The 13,162-nt window shown below is 68.4% G+C and carries 10 protein-coding genes; 5 read left to right on the top strand and 5 right to left on the bottom strand.

Going from position 1 to position 13,162, the window contains the following annotated elements; genetic code table 11:
* Positions 1 to 219 precede the first annotated feature (219 nt).
* A complete protein-coding gene (locus OG246_RS02475; protein ID WP_266455126.1) occupies positions 220 to 2,052 on the bottom strand; it encodes a phosphoenolpyruvate carboxykinase (GTP) in 1,833 nt (610 codons plus the stop codon).
* Positions 2,053 to 2,390: 338 nt separating this feature from the next.
* Between OG246_RS02475 and OG246_RS02480 the strand changes: the two genes are divergently transcribed.
* The 5 genes from OG246_RS02480 to OG246_RS02500 all read left to right on the top strand — a co-directional run bounded on the left by OG246_RS02480 (position 2,391) and on the right by OG246_RS02500 (position 6,342).
* A complete protein-coding gene (locus OG246_RS02480) occupies positions 2,391 to 3,149 on the top strand; it encodes a hemolysin III family protein (protein WP_266455128.1) in 759 nt (252 codons plus the stop codon).
* 360 nt (positions 3,150 to 3,509) lie between these two features.
* Complete coding sequence (locus OG246_RS02485; protein ID WP_266455131.1) at positions 3,510 to 5,087, top strand: MFS transporter; 1,578 nt, start codon at positions 3,510 to 3,512, stop codon at positions 5,085 to 5,087.
* 5 nt (positions 5,088 to 5,092) lie between these two features.
* The gene (locus OG246_RS02490; protein WP_266455134.1) at positions 5,093 to 5,716 is read left to right on the top strand and encodes a TetR/AcrR family transcriptional regulator; all 624 of its coding nucleotides are present in this window, start codon (positions 5,093 to 5,095) and stop codon (positions 5,714 to 5,716) included.
* Positions 5,717 to 5,776: 60 nt separating this feature from the next.
* Complete coding sequence (locus OG246_RS02495; RefSeq protein ID WP_266455137.1) at positions 5,777 to 6,058, top strand: type II toxin-antitoxin system Phd/YefM family antitoxin; 282 nt, start codon at positions 5,777 to 5,779, stop codon at positions 6,056 to 6,058.
* Between the two features lie 5 nt (positions 6,059 to 6,063).
* Positions 6,064 to 6,342 carry a type II toxin-antitoxin system RelE/ParE family toxin gene (locus OG246_RS02500; protein ID WP_266455140.1) on the top strand — a complete coding sequence of 93 codons (279 nt, stop codon included), beginning with the start codon at positions 6,064 to 6,066 and terminating at the stop codon, positions 6,340 to 6,342.
* A gap of 58 nt (positions 6,343 to 6,400) precedes the next feature.
* Here the strand turns inward: OG246_RS02500 and OG246_RS02505 are convergent, their stop codons facing one another.
* From OG246_RS02505 to OG246_RS02520, 4 genes are all read right to left on the bottom strand, one after another.
* The gene (locus OG246_RS02505; protein WP_266463791.1) at positions 6,401 to 8,668 is read right to left on the bottom strand and encodes a galactose oxidase early set domain-containing protein; all 2,268 of its coding nucleotides are present in this window, start codon (positions 8,666 to 8,668) and stop codon (positions 6,401 to 6,403) included.
* 155 nt (positions 8,669 to 8,823) lie between these two features.
* A complete protein-coding gene (locus tag OG246_RS02510) occupies positions 8,824 to 10,035 on the bottom strand; it encodes a glycosyltransferase family 2 protein (protein WP_266455143.1) in 1,212 nt (403 codons plus the stop codon).
* Positions 10,032 to 11,699, bottom strand: a complete 1,668-nt coding sequence (locus OG246_RS02515; protein ID WP_266455146.1) for a glycosyltransferase family 39 protein — start codon at positions 11,697 to 11,699, stop codon at positions 10,032 to 10,034. Before OG246_RS02515 ends, OG246_RS02510 begins: the two co-directional genes overlap by 4 nt.
* Before the next feature lie 60 nt (positions 11,700 to 11,759).
* Positions 11,760 to 13,013 carry a glycosyltransferase gene (locus OG246_RS02520; protein WP_266455148.1) on the bottom strand — a complete coding sequence of 418 codons (1,254 nt, stop codon included), beginning with the start codon at positions 13,011 to 13,013 and terminating at the stop codon, positions 11,760 to 11,762.
* Between the last annotated feature and the right edge of the window lie 149 nt (positions 13,014 to 13,162).

Below are 13,162 nucleotides of genomic sequence, written 5' to 3' on the forward strand. Positions count from 1 at the left end.
GGGCCGGGATTACGTTCGACCCGCAAGCAGGACCACGTGCCGCGCGCAGCGGGACGACGTGCGACACCCCGTCGAGATGGCGTCCGGCGCGCAAGAAGGCCGGGGCCGCGCACACCGTTGTGCGCGGCCCCGGCCTCCCCCGAGTTGCGGTCACCGCGGCCGGTCTTGACGACGTCGCAGGTCAGGGCAAGTCCGACCGGCCGCGGAGATCTCCGTGGACTAGCCCAGGCGCTGCACCAGCGCGCGGTACTCGTCCCACAGTTCGGTGGGCGTGTGCGTGCCGAACGTGTTGAGGTGCTCCGGTACGAGCGCGGCCTCCTCGCGCCACACGTCCTTGTCGACGGTGAGCAGGAAGTCGAGGTCGGACTCGGACAGTTCGAGACCGTCGGTGTCCAGGGCACCCTTGGCCGGCAGGATGCCGATCGGGGTCTCGACGCCCTCGGCCCTGCCGTCCAGGCGGTCGACGATCCACTTCAGGACCCGGCTGTTCTCGCCGAAGCCCGGCCACACGAACTTGCCCGCGTCGTTCTTGCGGAACCAGTTCACGTAGTAGATCTTCGGCAGCTTCGCCTGGTCCTTGTCCTTGGCGACGTCGATCCAGTGACCCATGTAGTCGCCCATGTTGTAGCCACAGAACGGCAGCATGGCGAACGGGTCGCGGCGCAGCTCGCCGACCTTGCCCTCGGCGGCGGCGGTCTTCTCGGAGGCGACGTTCGCGCCGAGGAAGACACCGTGGTTCCAGTCGAAGGACTCCGTGACCAGCGGTACGGCGGTCGCGCGCCGGCCGCCGAAGAGGATCGCGGAGATCGGCACGCCCTTGGGGTCCTCCCACTCGGGCGCGATGATCGGGCACTGCGCGGCGGGGACGGTGAAGCGGGCGTTGGGGTGGGCGGCGGGCGTACCGGACTCCGGCGTCCAGTCGTTGCCCTTCCAGTCGGTGAGGTGGGCCGGAGTCTCCTCCGTCATGCCCTCCCACCAGATGTCGTTGTCGTCGGTCAGCGCGACGTTGGTGAAGACGGAGTTGCCCCACAGCGTCTTCATCGCGTTGGCGTTGGTGTGCTCACCGGTGCCGGGCGCGACGCCGAAGAAACCGGCCTCGGGGTTGATCGCGTACAGCCGGCCGTCCTCGCCGAACCGCATCCACGCGATGTCGTCACCGATCGTCTCGACGGTCCAGCCGCCGACCGTCGGCTCCAGCATGGCGAGGTTCGTCTTGCCGCAGGCACTCGGGAACGCGGCGGCGACGTACTTGGACTCGCCCTGCGGCGGGGTCAGCTTGAGGATGAGCATGTGCTCGGCCAGCCAGCCCTCGTCACGCGCCATCACGGAGGCGATGCGCAGCGCGTAGCACTTCTTGCCGAGCAGCGCGTTGCCGCCGTAGCCCGAGCCGTACGACCAGATCTCGCGGGACTCCGGGAAGTGCGAAATGTACTTCGTGGAGTTGCACGGCCACGGCACGTCCACCTCGCCCTCGGCCAGCGGCGCTCCGAGCGTGTGCACAGCACGCACGAAGAAGCCGTCGGAGCCGAGCTCGTCCAGGACCGGCTGACCCATGCGGGTCATGGTGCGCATGGACACGGCGACGTACGCGGAGTCGGTGATCTCGACGCCGATCGCGGAGAGCTCGGAGCCGAGCGGGCCCATGCAGAAGGGCACGACGTACATCGTCCGGCCGCGCATCGAGCCGCGGAAGACACCGCCCTTGCCGTCCGTGCCCTGGAAGATCTCCCGCATCTCGGCGGGCGCCTTCCAGTGGTTCGTCGGGCCCGCGTCCTCTTCCTTCTCGGAGCAGATGAACGTCCGGTCCTCGACCCGCGCGACATCGGTCGGGTCGGAGGCGGCGTAGTAGGAGTTGGGGCGCTTGATCGGGTCGAGCTTCTTGAAGGTGCCCTTGCGGACGAGTTCCTCGCTCAGTCGCTCGTACTCGGCTTCGGATCCGTCACACCAGACCACGCTGTCCGGCTCGGTCAGTTCGGCGATCTCGTTCACCCACGAGATCAGTGCTTTGTGGTTGGTGGGTACGACGGTGGGAGCCGCGATGTCGCGCGCCACGATTGCTCCTAAATGAGGGGTTTTGTTGTTTGTGCCCCGTGGGGGCTGCGACCCGGACGCTTCACGATGGTGGATCCCCTGGCGCTCATCCGGTGCCGACCGCACTCATTTGATCATCCGACTAGACCGCGCATATGTCCAGAGGGCCTCACAGACGAGCGAAGTGAGGATCGCCACTCATCTCCGGGTTTTCTCCGCGCCATTTGGGGTTCACCCCCCACCACACGGCGCACCGCGGCCTATCGCGCCCCGGGCGCCCGTGAGACGATGGCCACTATTCGCCCTTCATAAGGGCATCCTGATACGTAACTTACGGTTCCGTAGGTACGATTCAGCGCATGACTGCGTCCGTCCCCGACGCGCCCACGGACTCGCCGGCCGCCGGCCACGGTTCCGTCGCGCACTCCTCGTCGCGCTCGTCCTCCACACATCTGTCGCTGCCGCACCCGTCGCTGTCGGACGAGATCAAGCCCAAGCTCCGCGGCTGGCTGCATCTCGGCATGTTTCCGGCCGTCCTCATCTCGGGCCTGGTGCTCACCGCTCTCGCGAGTTCGACCCGCGCCCGCGTCGCCTGCGCGATCTTCGCCCTGACGGCCTGCCTCCTGTTCGGAGTCAGCGCGCTCTACCACCGGGGCAACTGGAGCCCGCGCATGGACGGGGTGCTGCGCAGACTCGACCACGCGAACATCTTCCTGATCATCGCGGGCACCTACACGCCGCTGACGATGCTGCTGCTGCCGGAAGCCAAGGGACAGTGGCTCCTGTGGAGCATCTGGGCCGCGGCCGCGGCGGGCATCATCTTCCGGGTGTTCTGGGTCGGCGCCCCACGCTGGCTCTACACCCCCTGCTACATCGCGATGGGCTGGGCGGCCGTCTTCTTCCTCCCCGACTTCATGCGGACGGGCGGCATCGCCGTGCTCGTACTGGTGATCGTCGGCGGGCTGATGTACAGCGCGGGCGGCGTTATCTACGGGATCAAGCGCCCCAACCCGTCACCCAGCTGGTTCGGCTTCCACGAGGTGTTCCACTCCCTCACCGTCGGGGCGTTCGTCGTGCACTACGTCGGGATCTCGCTGGTGGCCTATCAGCACGGCTGATCTTTTTGACCGACTCACCCTCAGTGGCCGTGGCTTCGAAGCCGCGGCCACTTTGCATGTCACGGCGGCCACACCCACCACGACGACCCCCAGGACCGCGGTCGCGCCGCCGACCAGGAACGCGACCACGCACAGCGCGGCGACCAGCAGCGCCAGCACATTGACAGTGCTCCTCACGAGCCCCCTCCCTCCATCACGACGAGCCCCCTCCTCCATCACGGACCGTGAATCAGCCCCATCTCAGAGTGACATGCCGCACTGACAATGAGCCCCTCCCCGCAGCTCCCCCTGCCCGCCCTCCCCGTCCACTCCCCCTCCACACATTGACAGCAACCACCTTTTGAGAGCTACTCTCATTTCATGGTTACTGTCACTAACGATGGCGCCGTACGGCGCGACCCCCGCCGCTGGTGGGCCCTCGGGGCCCTGGTCGCGAGCATGCTCGTGCTCGGTTTCGACATGACGATCCTCAATGTGGCGCTGCCGACGATGGCCCGGGACCTGGGCGCGTCCACGGGCGAGCAGCAGTGGATGGCCGACGCGTACGTCGTCGTCTTCGCCTCGCTGATGCTCCCCGCCGGCCTGCTCGGCGACCGCTTCGGACGGCGCCGGATGCTCATCACCGGGCTCGGTATCTTCCTGGCGGGCTCGCTCGTCGGCGCCCTCGTCGACGACGTCACGCCCGTGATCGTCGCCCGCGCCGTGATGGGCATCGGCGGCGCACTCGTGATGCCGCTCGCAATGGCCGTACTGCCCACGCTGTTCGCACCCGACGAGCGGACCAAGGCCGTCGGCGCGGTGTCCGCCGCCTCCGCCCTCGGCATGCCGCTCGGCCCGATCATCGGCGGCTGGCTCCTCGACCACTTCTGGTGGGGCTCGGTCTTCCTGGTCAACGTGCCCATGGCCGCGCTCGGCATCGCCGCCTGCGTCTTCCTGCTCCCCGAGACCCGCGACCCGGCCGCACCCAAGGTCGACGCCGTCTCCACCGCGTACACCGCGGCCGGCCTCAGCATCCTGATCTACGCGATCATCGAGGCCCCGCACCGCGGCTGGGGCGACCCGCTGATCCTCGCCCTGTTCACGGCTTCCGCGCTCCTGATCACACTCCTCGTCGTACGCGAACGCCGCAGCCCGCGCCCGATGCTGGACCTCTCCCTCCTCGCCCAGCGCGGCTTCCTCCTCAACACGCTCGCCGCGACCCTCGTCCTGTTCGTCCTGTCCGGGCTGCTGTTCGTGCTGCCGCAGTATCTGCAGGCGGTACTCGGGTACGACGCCTTCGCCACCGGGGTGCGGCTGCTGCCGATGATGGGCGGACTGCTGGTGGCCGCGAGGGGCGCGGAGCCGCTGATCCGGAGGTTCGGGGCGCGCGCGGTGATCAGCGCGGGCCTGGTCGCGCTCGCCTTCGCCGCGATCCTGGGCAGCCGTACGACGGTCGACGACGGGTACGGCTTCACCGCCCTGTGGCTGTCCATCGCCGGGCTCGGCTTCGGCTTCGCCGTCGTCCCCGCGATGTCCGCCGCCCTCGGCGCGCTGCCCCGCGACCGCGCCGGCAGCGGCTCCGGGCTGCTCATGACAGTGCGCCAGGTGGGCAGCGCGATCGGTATCGCCCTGCTCGGCTCGCTGCTGGCGGGCGCGTACAGCGACCGGCTCGACACCTCGGGCCTTGCGCGCGCCGCCGCGGACACCGCCTCCGACTCGGTGGTCGGCGCCCATGTCGTCGCCGGCCGGCTCGGCGACAGTGCGCTCGCCGCCTCCGCCGACGCCTCGTACATCCACGGCATGAACCTGGTCCTGCTGGTCAGCGGGGTCGCGGCGCTCATCACCGCGCTGCTGGCCGCGGCGCTGCTGCCGAACGCGAAGCCGTCCGAGCCGGCCGGCCGCCCCACCCCCGAGAAGGAGACCGACGTGGCCCCGGCCGCCGCAGATGCCCGACAATGAGCACCATGGCCGCCACTGCACACAGCTCCACTCCCTCCGCGGAGCCCCCGCTCGGGCTCCGCGAGCGGAAGAAGATGAAGACCCGCATCGCGATCCGCCACGCGACATACCGGCTGATCCAGGAGCAGGGGTACGACGCGACGACCATCGAGCAGATCGCGGAGGCGGCCGAGGTCTCCCCGTCCACGGTCTTCCGCTACTTCCCCACCAAGGAGGACATCGTCCTCACGGACGAGTTCGACCCGATCCTGATGGAGGAACTGCGCAAGCGGCCGACGGACGAGCCGTGGATGGACTCGCTGCGGTACGTCATGAAGCTGGCCATCGGCTTCGGGATGGAGAGGGAGCCCGAGGCCACCCGACTCCGCTCGCACCTCATGGTCCAGGTCCCCGCGGTGCGCTCCCGGATGCTGGAGAGCATGTCGGTCACCGGCCGGATGCTCGCCCAGGCGGTCGCCGAGCGCACCGGCCGGGACCCGGACAGCCTGGAGGCGCGCGTCTACACGATGTCCCTCATCGGCGGCCTCGCGGAGATCACCCAGTACTGGGCCGAACACGATTTCCAGGACGACCTCGCCGACCTCCTCGACAGGGCCCTGAACGTCCTGGAGAACGGGCTGACTCCCTGAGCTTCGGGGCACGTATCCGGGCCCACAAAGCAACAGATGTACATCTGCTACATTTATTACATGAGCGAGCCTGTCATTGCCCCCATGGCCGATGTTCGCAAGCACCTCGCGGACGTCATAGACCGCGCCCACCGGGACGAGATCCCCACGATCATCACTCGGCGCGGCAAGCAGGAGGCCGTGGTGATCGACATCGACGAGTACAAACGCCTGCGCGAGGTCGCGGAGCAGGCCGAAGACGCCTGGCTGAACCGGCTGGCCGGCGAAGCGGAGGCCGAGGGCCTCGAAGGATCGGTCTCACTCGAAGAGATGGCCTCCGCGCTCCGCGACCAACACGCCTGAGCGCCATGGGGTACGTCACGCGGTTCACACCGCACGCCCAGCGGGACATGCTCAAGATCCCCCGCCCCGACGCCCTTCGAATCCTCTACCGCCTCACCGAGCTCCAGAAGGCCTTGGACGCGAACGACACCTCGGCCCTCGACATCAAGGCCCTCCAAGGGCACGATGCCCGCTGGCGGCTCCGAGTCGGCGACTACCGCGCCGTGTACACGATCGAGGACTGCCGGCTCGTCGTCTGGGTGCTCGCGGTCGCCAATCGTCGCGACGTCTACCGGAACCTGTGAGCGCCGGCCGACCGGGAGGGCGCGCCCAACGCAGGCGCGCCCTCACCGAGTTCGGCGGCTAACGGCGCTTCAGATCCTTGGCGCCGCAAGCCACCCCGTCCTTGCTCGGATCGAGCTTGAGCGGGTCGTCCTTGCCGTTGACCTTCAGGCGCCCGTAGTCGTTCGTCTTCAGCCACGCGCACCGGGCGGCCGTCGTCTTCTTCACCTCGTCGGGGAAGACGGTCGGCACGCAGACGTTGATCGAGCCGTAGTGCCGGTCGCAGCCGGAGATCGTCGGACTGACGGGCTGCGAGGTCCGCTTCTTGCCGGGCTCGGTGACCGTGCCCTGAAGCGAGTCGGCGAAGGAGTGGACGTGCGCCTCGGCGGTCGACTCGGCGGCGAGTGCCGACGGGCCCTGGAGATGCACCCACTTGGCCACCGACGGCACCCCGTTGGCGTCGACCGCGAAGAGCATGTACCAGCCGGGCGGCGCCAGGTTGGGGTTGCTCGTCACGTTCAGGTCCACGTTGTTGCCGTCCACGGACAGCGGCAGGTCCACGAACCGCTGGTTCGGGTCGGAGGAGTGCGTCACCGCGGCCGGACGGATCAACTCGGCCTTGGCGATGGGCCGGTCGGTGGTGATGCGCTGCGTGTCCCCGTACACCCACTCGTTGTCGATCACCGAAGTGATCGTCGGGCGGGTGCCCTTGAGGAGGTACGGCGGCGTGTAGATGGACACGTCGTGGTTCCACGTGCCGTTGCCCGGGTTGTCGCCGGTCGTCATCACACGGCCGTCGGGCAGCAGGAACGCGGAGGAGTGGTAGCCGCGCTCCTCCGGGTCGGGAGCCACCGGGTCGAACGTCGAGGTCGCCGGGTCGAAGATCGACGACTCGTACACCGGGTTGGCGCGGTTGTGCAGGGCGCCGCCCGTCTCCAACACCTTGCCGTCGGGCAGCAGTACGGCGGAGACGTACATCTTGCCCTGGTTGCCCGTCTGGGCCACCGCACCGGCGCCGAGATCCACCGTGCCCTGCGGAAGCGGCGGCCCGACGGTGTACGCCGGGTTGGCGGTCTTGAGGTCGATGATGTCGGTGAGCCGGTTGGCGTCCGGGTTCGAGTCGATGTTGCCGCCGCCGATCGTCAGGACCTTCTGGTCCTGGGCCGGGGGCAGCAACACGCTTGCGGACTGGTCGCGTTCGTCCTTGTTCTGGAGCCCCGGGACCGAAGTCACCGTGTTCGCGCCGTAGTCGTAGATCGCCGAACCCGTGCCCGGCGTGCCGTTGCCGAAGACATGGCTACCCGAGTAGAAGAGGCGGCCGTCCTGCATCAGGATCATCGACGGGTACAGACCCCAGTACGACCAGGTCTGGTTGACCTGCCACAGCGGCAGCCACTGCTGCTGCGCGTCCGACCAGAGTTCGGCGGTCACCGAACCGGTGGAGTCCTCGCGCAGACCGCCGAAGGAGATGATGTCACCGTTGCCGAGCTCGGTCGCCGACGGATACCAGTGACCGTCGTTCATGTCGTTCGTCTTGCTGTACGTCTCGGTGACCGGGTCGAAGATGTACGAGTCCTTGTAGCCCTCGTACCCGTGCCCGCCCACGACCGGGAACGCCTTGTTGCCGCTCATCACGAGCACGCGCCCGTCGTCGAGCTGGACGTGACCGGCGCAGAACATGTCCTTGGGCGTGGGGATCGTCTTGTACGTGCCGTTCACCGGGTCGTACACCGCGCTGGTGAACGTGCCCGCGTTGAACTGCTCCTCGCTGTTGCCGGAGCCCGCGATCAGCAGCACCTTGCCGTTGTTGAGGACGACTGAGTGCATGGAGCGGACCGGGTTCTGGGTGGGCAGCACGTCCCACTTGCCGTTGGCGCACTGCTCGGCCGTACCGGTGCAGGTGGCCGGCGGGAGCGTGTCGGCGACCTGCTCCATCGTGTAGTCGTCGGTGGTCGCGGAGCCCGTGCCGTACACCGAGACGCCCCAGGTGATGCGGTCGGTACCCGCCGGGACCTCCGGGGTACGGACCGTCGCCTGCGTCCAACTCCCCTGCATCTCAAGGGTCTTGAGGTCGGTCCAGTACTGCCAGCCCGCCGTCGTGTCGTGCCGGAAGAGCGTGAGGGAGGCGTCGGGGGTCGTCGTCTTGTACCAGAGTCCGAGGTCGTACTGCTTGCCGACCGTGACCACCGGCGCACAGGTGGCGGACTCGGTGATCAGCGCCTTGCGGTCACCGGAGACCCGGCGGGTCAGCTCGACCTTCATCGCCTTGGTGCCCGAGTGCGCGTCGGCCACCGTGGAGAAGGTGAAGTCGTTGTCGCCCCAGCCCGACTTCTCCCAGCAGTACGGCATGCCGTCCGTGCCGGCCGTCTCGAAGCCCGGGTTGGTGACGAGGTTGGCGGCGGAGGCGGGCTGCGGCGAGATGAGCAGCAGGCCCGCGGCGAGGCCCGCCACGGCCAGAAGTGATGTTCTCCGCCGTGGTCTCAGTCGTGGTCGTACGCGAAGTGTCACGCGGCTCTCCTTGCTGTGCGGCTACGGCTCCCGCCCGCGGGCTCATTGCTGCGGCGCGGCAGATAGACCAGCGCTTCGGTCCCTACGAAGCGCAGGACGAAGGTCGTCACCAGGGCCAGTGCGGTGGCGGAGAGTGCGCCCATCCCGAAGTGGCCCACGAACAGGGCGATCAGCGGGATGCGCAGCACCAGATCGGCGTTGGCGATCAGGGCGAACCGGCCGACGCGGTCCCCCCAGTGGCGGTGCTTCCGTCGCTCGCGGAAGAGGAGATGCTCGATGAGCAGGAAGTTCCAGGCGACCCCGAGCTGGTTGGCGACGATCTCCGCCGGCAGGTAGTGCATTCCGGCGGCGGTGAGGGCGTACAGGCCCAGCAGGTTCGGTACGAAGCCGGTGGCGCCGATCAGGCCGAAGACCACCATGCGCGCGACGGGCGAGGCGGTGCGCAGCCCGACCAGATGGCGCAGGAAGCGGAACCCCTCCTGCGCGGTCGACTTGGACTCGCCCGCGAACCGGTCCTGGAACACGAACGGGACCTCGGTGACCTCGCGGGGGCGGCTGCGCACCGCGAGTTCGAGGAGGATCTTGTAGCCGAGCGGCTGGAGGATCTCGGCGGTGACCGCGCTGCGGCGGATCGCGAAGAAGCCGCTCATCGGGTCGCTGATGCCGCGCAGCTTGCGCGGGAAGAGCGTCTTGGTCAGCCAGGTCGCGCCGCGAGAGACGGCGACGCGGTAGCCGCCCGCGAGCCCTTCGCGGCTGCCGCCCTTGATGTAGCGCGAGGCGACGACGAGTCCGGCGGAGGAGCGCTCACCGGTGGCGACCAACTCCGGTACCAGGGACGGCGGATGCTGCAGATCCCCGTCCATGACGACGATCCAGTCGGAGGTCGCGGCCTTCAGTCCCTCGACGACCGCGCCACCGAGCCCGCCCACGCGTTCGGCGCGGTGCAGCACGGTGACGGGGAACGGGCAGTCCTGCGCGGCCTCGCGGATCACCTCGGGGGTGTCGTCCGTGGAGTCGTCCACGAAGAGGACCTCACAGGGCAGCCGCGCGGGCACCGACTCGGTGATCTGGTACAGCAACTCCCCGATGTTCGCCGCCTCGTTGAAGGTCGGCACGACGATGGTGACGGCGCCGGGTTCGGGAACTTCCACGGCTCGTACGGCCGGGTCGCCCAGCTCGTCGGGGACGGTGCTCTCGAAGCTAGTCATCGACTGCCTCCGTCGCTCGCGGTGGTCGTGATGTCGTCGCTGTCGTCGATCTGCCGGATCTCGATCCGGTCCTCGCCCTTGCCGAAGGTGGCGACGGGCGTCGAATGCTCCATCGCGGCCTTGACGTTGGGCAGGTCGACCGCGTCGCGCCGTACCGTCGGGGAGGCGACCACGTAGTCGAGGTCGCGCCAGCCGCGCGGCATCGTCTCGGTCACCGCGGGGTCGAGGTCCGCCTTGTAGAACCAGATGACGCCGAGCCCTGGTTCGTAGCCGGCGTGCACGAGGTCGAGCCAGAGTGCGTCGTCGACGAGGACACGGGTATCCGCCGGGTTCTCGACCTCGGTCTTGAGCCACGACGAGGCCGCCCGGTAGGGGGCGTTGGCGTCGACGGTGACGGCGGTGCGGTCACCGTCGTACCAGCGCGGTACGACGTAGAAGGCGGCGCCCGCCACGAGCAAGGCCGCCGTCACCCGCCGTCCCCACAGGACGTACGGCTTCTCCTCGGCGCTGCGCCATCTGCGCAGCACCGCGTGGGCGACGCTCGCGGTGCCGCCGGCGAGGACCAGTGCGAGGAACGGCAGGGCCTGGATGACGTACATCGCGGGCAGGTAGCCGCTCGGGCGCATCGCCACCAGGGCGAGGATCGCCACGGTGAGCGCGGGTCCGGCGAGGGCGCGCGCGGTGACCGACCAGCGCCAGGTGAGCAGGAGCAGCAGCGCACCCGCGAGGCCGCCGAGGGGCAGCACGCGGTCGTAGTACAGCCAGGACTGCAGCACGCCGTACGAGCCGGTGCCCGAGTCGAGGATGAAGCCCGAACCGGGGCGGCTCATCTGGTACGTGATGCCGTCCCAGAGCGACACATGGCCGGAGCCCGGGAACAACTCGCCCTTGAGCAGGGCGAAGAGCGGGTACGCCATGCCGATCAGCACGCACGCGGTGATGGCCCCGGTGAGCGCGAACTTCCGGGTGTCGCGGTGGCCGTGCCGCCACATGGTGACAAGCAGCGCGGGCAGGATGACGAGCATCGTCTCCTTGGTGAGCACGCCCGCCGCGGCCGCGATGCCCGCCCCGAAGTGGTGCCAGAGATGGCGGCTCGGGGATGCGGCGAGGCAGAACGCGAGCAGCGTCCACATCACCGCGATGTTGTCCAGGAAGATCTCCCGCTGGAGCACCACCGACAGCGGCGAGAGCCCGAAGAGCACCATCGCGAGTCCGGCCGCCCACTGCGGCAGCGAGAGGCGGCGCGCGAGGACGTAGACGAGGACCGCGCTGATGGCGCTGATCAGGAGCATCGCGAAGCGCATCGAGCCGACCGTCATCAGACCCGGGCTGAACTGAGCGGGGATCCAGGTGAGCGCGGCTATCTGTATCCAGCCGAGCGGCGGATGGTCGTACCAGTACGTGTAGTGGGCGAGCCCGTTGCCCTCCTGCACGGCCCAGGCCTGGGCGAGGTAGGTGCCCTCGTCGTCGCTGAGGGTCGGGTAGTCGGCGATGTTCCAGCCCTGGACGAGCATGATCGCCACGAGGAGCGCGGCGCACAGCAGCAGGTCGGAGCTCGGGCGGCGAAAACGCGACGGTGGACGGGGATCGGGGACGTTTTTGGGCGCGGAAGGCCGTTGCGCGGGGACCGTGGAGGTGGCCACCGCGGGAAGGGTGGAGGTCACGCGGAAATGTCCTCTCGGGACTCTCGGGCTACCGGACTGGCGAACTCGCGATCCCGCCGGCTAGCGGGCCGCTTCGACTTCGGTGAGGTGCGCGCCGACATGACTGGTCAACTCCCAGTCATTGCGCCCCCGTTGCTCGCGCCACACTGCGCGAACGGCGGCGCCGGCCAGCAGCACCTGGTAGAAGGGGCCACCGACGATCAGCTTCAGGTAGTGGACCAGCCGGACGCGAAGCCCGTACTGCTTGCCGAAGTCGTGCAGTCCGACGACCTCGAAGACGAAGGTGACCAGTGCGGTCACGGCCGGGAGGAACGTGATGAACGCGATGCCGACGGGTACGTCCAGGAAGAGCGCGATGGCCACGTTGAGCGGGATGACCACGCCGGAGACGGCCTGGAGGTACGGCGTCATGAGGGTGTAGCGGGCGAGCAACCGCTGCCCGAATCCCGGGAGTTGCTTCCAGTCCTTCTTCCGGTAGACCTGAAGGAAGCCCTGGTTCCAGCGAGTTCGCTGCTTCATCAGCGACATCAGGCTGCCCGGGGTCTCCTCCCGGGTCACCATGTCGGAGTCGTACGCGACGACGACCTTCTTGCCGACGCTGGACAGCCGTACTCCCAAGTCGCAGTCCTCGGCGAGGCAGTTGGGATCCCAGCCGTCCGCTTCCCGGAGCACGTCGGTGCGTACGAAGACGGTGTTGCCGCCGAGCGGGATGAAGCCCTTCTGCGCGTGCAGATGGAGCCTGGACCGGAACCAGAAGAAGTACTCCAGGCAGTTGCGCAGGCTGTACCAGCTGGAGTTGAAGTTGATGAGTTGCACGCCGCCCTGGACGACGTCCGCACCCGTCGTACGGAACGCGTGGTCGACGTGGGCGAGCAGTTCCGGATGGACCTGGTCCTCGGCGTCGAAGACTCCGACGACGTCACCGCGGCAATGCGGCAGCGCCGTGTTCATGGCCTTCGGCTTGTTCTTCTTCTCGTGGTGGTCGACGACGACCCGGACGCGCGGGTCGCGTGCCTCGGCGCTGCGGGCCACCTCGGTGGTCTCCGGGTCGTCGTGCCCGACGATGACGATGATCTCGAAGTCGTCGTGGCTCGACTCCAGCAGCCGCTGGATGGTGTGGTCGAGTACCGCCTGCTCGTGCCGAGCGGGCAGCAGCAGCGAGAACGACAGCCCGTCGCCGCCGTCCGGACTGCTGAAACGGGTGGAAGCGAGCACCTCGGGCGTACGCCAGGCGTGCATCTGCCACCACAAAGTGAAGGCTGCCATCCAGAACAAGGCCAGCGAAACGGCAGCAATAAAGACAGACGTGAGCAACAGATCCCCCCAGATCCCCTAAAGCCCCCTGTCGCGACAGTGAGTCACTCCTGCCGCGTCACCGTGCAGAGACTATGGGGGAACTGTGAAGCCAGAAAGCTCATCAGATAAATAGAATGTTTCGGAATCCTCGGTCGAGTATCGGCGAG

Origin of the sequence: Streptomyces sp. NBC_00620, from assembly GCF_026341825.1 — a bacterium.
Taxonomy (GTDB): domain Bacteria; phylum Actinomycetota; class Actinomycetes; order Streptomycetales; family Streptomycetaceae; genus Streptomyces.

Excerpts from the sequence above, each read along its gene's own strand:
- OG246_RS02505 (WP_266463791.1), bottom strand. The coding sequence starts at position 8,668 with ATGCCGTACTGCTGGGAGAAGTCGGGCTGGGGCGACAACGACTTCACC.
- OG246_RS02480 (WP_266455128.1), top strand. The coding sequence starts at position 2,391 with ATGACTGCGTCCGTCCCCGACGCGCCCACGGACTCGCCGGCCGCCGGC.
- OG246_RS02490 (WP_266455134.1), top strand. The coding sequence starts at position 5,093 with ATGGCCGCCACTGCACACAGCTCCACTCCCTCCGCGGAGCCCCCGCTC.
- OG246_RS02500 (WP_266455140.1), top strand. The coding sequence starts at position 6,064 with ATGGGGTACGTCACGCGGTTCACACCGCACGCCCAGCGGGACATGCTC.
- OG246_RS02485 (WP_266455131.1), top strand. The coding sequence starts at position 3,510 with ATGGTTACTGTCACTAACGATGGCGCCGTACGGCGCGACCCCCGCCGC.
- OG246_RS02510 (WP_266455143.1), bottom strand. The coding sequence starts at position 10,035 with ATGACTAGCTTCGAGAGCACCGTCCCCGACGAGCTGGGCGACCCGGCC.
- OG246_RS02495 (WP_266455137.1), top strand. The coding sequence starts at position 5,777 with ATGAGCGAGCCTGTCATTGCCCCCATGGCCGATGTTCGCAAGCACCTC.